General features: G+C 72.7%; 2 protein-coding genes and 1 pseudogene. 2 read left to right on the top strand and 1 reads right to left on the bottom strand.

Features of this window, described 5'->3' with window-relative positions; all coding sequences use genetic code 11:
• Window positions 1–48: 48 nt before the first annotated feature.
• Both D6689_22305 and D6689_22310 read left to right on the top strand, forming a co-directional pair.
• Window positions 49–138, top strand: a pseudogene (locus D6689_22305) (DUF4390 domain-containing protein).
• Between the two features lie 2,344 nt (window positions 139–2,482).
• A complete protein-coding gene (locus D6689_22310) occupies window positions 2,483–4,528 on the top strand; it encodes a hypothetical protein (GenBank protein RMH36580.1) in 2,046 nt (681 codons plus the stop codon).
• A gap of 16 nt (window positions 4,529–4,544) precedes the next feature.
• Here D6689_22310 and D6689_22315 read toward each other — a convergent pair whose 3' ends face one another.
• Window positions 4,545–6,008, bottom strand: a complete 1,464-nt coding sequence (locus tag D6689_22315; GenBank protein ID RMH36581.1) for a hypothetical protein — start codon at window positions 6,006–6,008, stop codon at window positions 4,545–4,547.
• Window positions 6,009–6,487: the final 479 nt, after the last annotated feature.

Below are 6,487 nucleotides of genomic sequence, written 5' to 3' on the forward strand. Positions count from 1 at the left end.
AGCGGCGTGTCGGCCGGCGGGGTGGCGGACGAGCACAGACACGCGGTGCCGGTGCGGCCGGTGCCGACGCCCGCATCGCCGCCGGCTCCGGCGCCGCCGTCGGGACCCGCGCCGGGACCGACCGGGCCGGCGTCTGGATAGTCGCCGGGATCGACCGTGCCGCAGTCGTCGAATTCGTGCGAGCCCGCGCGCTCGAGCACGCTCAGCTGAAAGGCTCCCGCGCCATAGCCGACCATCGGAATGCTGCCGGCGTATGCGCCGATCGTGCCCCGCAGCGTGGAGGTGTTGTACAGCTCCGGGATGAGGTCGTAGTTGGCGGTGGCCTGGCCGACGACCCAATCGATCAGGCGGTCGGCCTCCGCGGTACGCCCGATCGCGCGCAGCACGCCGGCGGCCCGCAAGTCGATCAGAATCCACTCGTCGGTGTCGTACGGATCCGACGATCCCTCCACGCGTTTGTAGCCGCCGGCCGGCGTGCGCAGCGCCGCGAGCGCATCCATGGTGGCCGTCGCGATGCGATCGGCCGGCGGGATGAGCCGCCAGTGGAACGCCTCGACGGTCGCGCCGTCGCGGTAGTCGAACCCGGTCGCCAACCGCTCCAGCGAGCCGGCGAGCACGCCGTTTTGGTCGACGAAATGGCTCCGCAGCGCGTCGACGGCGCGCGCGGACAGGTAGGCGTAGCGGTCGCGGTCGTCGAGCTGGCCGGCGCGCCGCGCCAGCGCCGCCATGTCGCACAGGCCGCGCGCCGCCGCGGCGGTGGTGTAGGCGAAGTGCTGGCGGTTGCCCCAGTGCACCTCCCAGATCGACGCGTCGGCGATCGCCATGCCGGTCGGCTCGAGATTCGCCGCCAGCGCGTCGGCGACCTCGTCGCGGATCACGTCGTAGACCGGCTCGCCGTAGCGGGTCGTGTCCGACAGCCAGGCGACGTCGCCGCTTTCGTCGACGTAGACGCGGGCCGCCCACAGAAACAGCCCCCAGCCGTCGATCTCGATGTTGCGCGTCGGTTGGCCGGAGAAGTCGGCCTCCTCCTCGCCGGTGCCGAAGTAGCGCACCGTGCTGATCCGGTAGGTCACGTCGTTGAGGTACGAGCCGAACTTGTTGGCCTCGGCGTCGAGGAAGAAGTCCAGCGCCCAGCGCGCCTCGGTGTGGTGCCCGGTGCGCGCGAGCGCGACGATCGCGTACGCGGCGTCCCGCACCCAGCCGCTGTGCCAGCCGCCCGGCGGCAGGCTCGCGAGGATCATGCCGTGGTTCTTTCGCTTGGGCGCATCGGTCCACGGTTCGAGCGTCTGGCCCATGCGCAGCACCGCCTCGGACTGGCGCCACACGCGCCGCTCGTCGGCGGTGAGCCCCTCGGGCGGCGGCGTTCGCCACGCCTCCCACTCGGCCAGCGCGTCCGCTAGCAGGGCGTCGGCGTCGCGGCCGTCCGCGAACGCGTCCCACGCGGCGCGCGCGGCGTCGGCGTCGCCGCCGGCGTCGAACAGGACCGCGACGCCCCACGCGGCGGAGCCGCCCGCCGGGATCGACCCGAGCGACGCCTGGAACGCCTGCACCCGATCGGTGCCGCTACAACTGGTTTGCGCCGCGAGGTCGTCGCCGCGCTGCACCCGGTCGAAGGCATCGGCCGCGCAACTCGCCACGTCGGCGCCGCCGATCGGGACGTAGATCATCGCGCCGCCGCCGGGCCCGGTCTCGACGGCCGCGCCGCCGGCAAACGAGATCGACTCCCCGTCGGCGCCGGGCGCGTCCGGGTTGGGCGCCGAGCCGAGCTTGAAGTTGTGAAGCGAGAACACGTCGACGTCGGCCGGTGCGCTGCCCTCGTTGGTGGCGCGCACGACCATGATCATCGCGTTGCCGGCGTAGCCGTATGGCGCCCAGAAGAACGACTCGGTGCGGACGTCGCCGACGGTGACGACCGACCGGATGACGTTGGTCTGATCGACGTAGCCGGTCTGCTCGGGCGCGCGCTTGCCGAGCCACGCGGCGCCGCCCGGCGTGCGCACGCCGAAGTAGGTGTCGAACGCGAGGTTGCGGCGCACGATGCCCTCTGCGTCCGGGTTGGCCGGGTTCGGCCGCATGAACCGGTACGGTCGCTCGAGGAACTGGACGATCGCGTTGGCGTCCGCGTCGAACACCTGGAAGCCGAAGCCGTTGCCGGTGGTCAAAAACCGGTGCGACGGCACCGGGTCGACGGCGCCGGCCGGCGCGGCGGCGGCCGCGACGGCGGCGGTGGCGGCGGCAATACGGCACAGCGGGGTCGTCACCGGCGCGCTGGCGAGGCAGCTTCCATGCCACCGCGATCGCGAGGCCTTAGGCCGCGCCAAGTGTGACCAGATGTCGCACTCGGTTGCCATTGCCAACGGGGCCGACGTCGGCGTGCGAACCCGGGTTGTTCGCCGTCCGTGTCAGAACGCGGCGCTACCGGGGGCGGGGGCTCGCCGCGGCGCGGCGGCCGCCTGGCACGCGGATTGGAACCGGACTCGGCATGTCGTACCGCGCGCTCGGAGGTACTTTGGCCCTGGCCCTGTCGGCCGCCGCGCTGTCCGCGTGTGCGCCGCCGGAGGACTCGCCGCCGGACGCCGGCGGCGGCTCGGACGCGGGATCCGGTCGGCCGGATGCCGGGCCCCGGCCGGACGCCGCGCCGCCGGCGGGGTGCGAGCGCACGTTCGCGCTGCCGGGCTACGCCGACGCCGCCAGCGTGTGGCTGTCCGGCGACTGGCTCGGCTGGCCCGGCGATCCGTCGGTGGGCGCCATCGAGCTGGCGCGCGACGGCGCGGGGTGGTCGGTCACCCTCACGCTCGAGCCCGGCCGCTACCTGTACAAGTTCATCGTGGACGGGTCGACGTGGGTGGCGGACCCGAACAACCCGCTCACGGAGGACGACGGGTTCGGGGGCGTCAACAGCGTCTACGTGTGCGAGGGCGATCCGACCGCGCTGTGCGGCGACCCGGACGCGTTCGACTGGCGCGACGCGGTGATGTACTTCGTCATGACCGACCGCTTCTACGACAGCGACGGCCGCGCCGACCCGGTGCCCGGCGCCACCGACGGCGACGCGCGGTTCGGGCCGAGCGGCCAGTACGAGGGCGGCGACCTGGCCGGCGTGCGCGCCAAGCTCGGGTACCTGGCCGATCTCGGGGTGACGGCGCTGTGGCTGTCGGCGCCGTTCGACAACCGCGACGACGCGGGCGCCGCGATCGACCCGGCCGCCGACAACCACATGTACTCGGCCTACCACGGCTACTGGCCGTCGCCCGGCGACATCTCGTACGCCGATCCGAACAACCCGTCGCCGCGGCCGAAGGTCGAAAGTCGCATCGGCAGCGAGACGGATCTGCGCAACCTCGTCGACGACGCGCACGCCGCGGGGATCAAGGTGCTGTTCGACTACGTCATGAACCACGTCGACGATCGCAGCGGCCTGTTTCAGGCGCACCCGGACTGGTTCGCCTACGCCGAGGGCGGCGGGTTCCGCCTGTGCGGCCCGGAGAACCTGTGGGACGACCCGTACTGGGGCACTCGCTGTGCGTTCACCAGCTACCTGCCTCCGCTGGACCTGTACAACGACACGGCGCGCGCCTGGTCGGTGGCCGACGCGGTGTGGTGGGCCAAGGAGTTCGACCTCGACGGCTATCGGCTCGACGCGATCAAGCACGTGCCGCTTTCGTGGCTCACGGACCTGCGCGCGCGGCTCCAGGCCGAGCTGCCGGCGCCGGCGGGCGGCCGGTTCTACATGGTCGGCGAGACGTTTGACTACTTCAACCGCGACCTGCTCAAGCAGTTCATCGACCCGGACTCGATGCTCGACGGCCAGTTCGACTTCCCGTTCAAGCGCGTACTTTGCGAGTCGGTGTTCGACCCGTCGGGCGGACTCGACAACATCGCCGGCTTCCTCGCCGGCAACGATCGCTACTACGACGCGGCGCCCGACCGCCGCGCCATCATGACGACCTGGATCGGCAACCACGACATCCCGCGCGCGATTCACTTCGCGAGCTGGCAGATGGGCAACTGCACCGAGGGCAGCCATCCGGGCAACGGGTGGAACCCGGGCGCGTTCCAGCAGCCAGCCAACCGAGAGCCCTACGAGCGGCTCGGCCTCGCGTTCGCGATCATGATGACCAACCCCGGCATCCCGCTCATCTACTACGGCGACGAGATCGGCCTGGCGGGCGGCGGTGATCCCGACAACCGGCGCATGATGCCGTGGGACGACGCCGCGCTCAACGAGCACCAGAAGGCGCTGCGCGCCACGGTGCGATCGCTGGCGCGCATTCGCGCCGACTACAAGGTGCTCGGCCGCGGCGTGCGCCAGACGATCTGGGTCGACCAGGACGTGTGGGTGTACCGGATGACCGGCTGCGGCGACGCGATGCCGGACGTGGTCGTGGCGATCAATCGCGCCGACGGCGACCGCGCCGCGCCCGTGCCGGACGGCGCCTACGTCGATCTGATGACCGGAGGCGACGTCGACGTTTCGGGCGACGTGACGCTGCCCGCGCGGGGGTTCGCCGTCTACACGCCGAGGTGAGCGCGGCGCGCGCCGCCTACGGCGTGACGACCGTCGCCGGCGGGTCCGACGTGCCGGACAGCGCGCCGTACGCGACGATGGCGACGTAGCCGTCGCTGGCGGGGATGTCCATGCCGGCGGTCGCGAGGGCGCCGCCGTGCGCGACCGCGCCCTTGGCCGTGACGCGGCCGTCACCGAGCGCGATGTCGTCGCCGACCAGGTAGACGTACCCGCCGGACGCGGCCGTGTCGCGGGAAGCGTCGCGTGCCGACGCGGTGATCGATCCGGTCGCCCCCACGGTGATGTCGCCGCCGAAGAGAGCGACGATGCCGGCGGCCGGCGGAGCGGCCTCGACGAGGATCGGCGTCGTCACGGTCGTGTCGCACGTGAGATTGCCGCCCGAACCGGACCCCATCGTGAGCCGGCTGCCGTCGCCCACGCCGTACGCCGCGCCCGGCGGGCCGAGGGTCCGCAAGCGGCCGTTGGTGCCCGGCTGCCCGGCCGTCGCATGTCCCGCGGTCGCGCTGAGCGGCGTATCGTTGTGGAACGACGAGTTCGTGAGCGCCGAGATGCCGCCGGGGCCGCCGCCGTTGGCCTCGACCTGGGCGACGGCCGGGCCGGTGATCGATTCGCCGGCCTCGGTCTGCACGCTGTCGTCGCATTGCTCGTCGCTCCGGCTCCAGCGCCCGCTCCGATAGCCGAGGTCGGTCGCGGTGATCGCCCCGTCGACGGTGACCGCGTCGGCGCGGAACGCGACGACGCCGCCGGTCGCGCCGTCCCAGGCCGCCGCCGTGATCGCGCCGGTCTCGGTGACGACCAGGTGCGCGTAGCGGGGCACTCGGATGACCGCGACCCGCTGCTGGCCCGGCTCGGGACCGACGTCCGCGTCGCTGCCCGCCGCGCTGCCGTACGAGCGCGTCCGGGCCGAGGCGAACGCGATCTGGTGGCGGTCGACGTTGGCGACCTCGAGCAGCTCCCAGTTGCCGACGTTGACCGTCGCGTCGGGAGCGCCCTGCAGGTTGATGAGCAGCACCTCGTCGCCGGGCACGATGCAGTCGTCGACGACCTCGGTGGCGAGGATGGCGCCTTCGGGGGTGAGCTGGTCGACCGCGTATTGTGGCGCCTCGGCGCACGACCGTCCCGGCACGAGCGCGTCGGCCGTCAGGTTCACCGCCGCGTCCACCACCAGCGTGCACGTGCCGGCGACGCACGTGCCGGCGGGGCAGGCAGTTCCGTCGGCCACCGGGTCGCCGTCGGCGCACACCGGGGCGCCCGTGTCGCACTGTGTCACGCCGGCTCGGCACGGCGCGCTCGGATTGGTCGCGCACGGCGTCCCGGCGGCACACGCGGTCGCGTCCGGCGCGGCCGCGTCGGGCGGCGCCGCGTCGATGCCGGCCGACGCGTCGGCGACCGGAGCGGCGTCCGGTCGCGGTGCGGCGTCCGCCACGGGCTCGCCGCTGTCTCCTCCACAAGCCGCGATCGCCAGCGCGATCGCCGCCACGACTACCCCCATCGTTCGCATCGGTCGACCATAGCGTCCGGACTCACTGCGGCCAAGTCGCTCAGGCGGCGCGCGCGCCCGGGCGCGCCGTGTTCGCCGAAATGCCGTCGCCCGACGAGGCTGGCCGCTGATCACGTTGCCCCTACCACCGCAGCGCCCAGGAGTTGCCCCGATTTGATGGGCAGGTATAGGTGGTAAAGCGCTCTCAACTCGTGTTCGAGTGCGGTCGCGTAGTCAAGATGCGAATGGCGTCGTCGGGCGTCGTAGCAGTTCTCGATGGAGTCGGCGATGTCGGCTCGGGTCTGCGCTCTGCTCTCGAGCGGTGCGCAGCCCGGCAGCTCCTTTTCGAGCGGGGCGACCACACTCTCGGCGACGGCGTCGTCCCGGCAGTCGCCTCGCCGTAGCGATCGAGCGCAGCCCGCTCGTCGTCGCTGGCATACTGGCTGTCGCGATCAACGTGGTGGACGAGGCCCGCCTCG

It is taken from the genome of Deltaproteobacteria bacterium (genome assembly GCA_003696105.1).
Classification (GTDB): Bacteria; Myxococcota_A; Polyangia; order Haliangiales; family J016; genus J016.

Coding starts and splice junctions, on each gene's coding strand:
- D6689_22310 (RMH36580.1), top strand. CDS start 2,483: ATGTCGTACCGCGCGCTCGGAGGTACTTTGGCCCTGGCCCTGTCGGCC.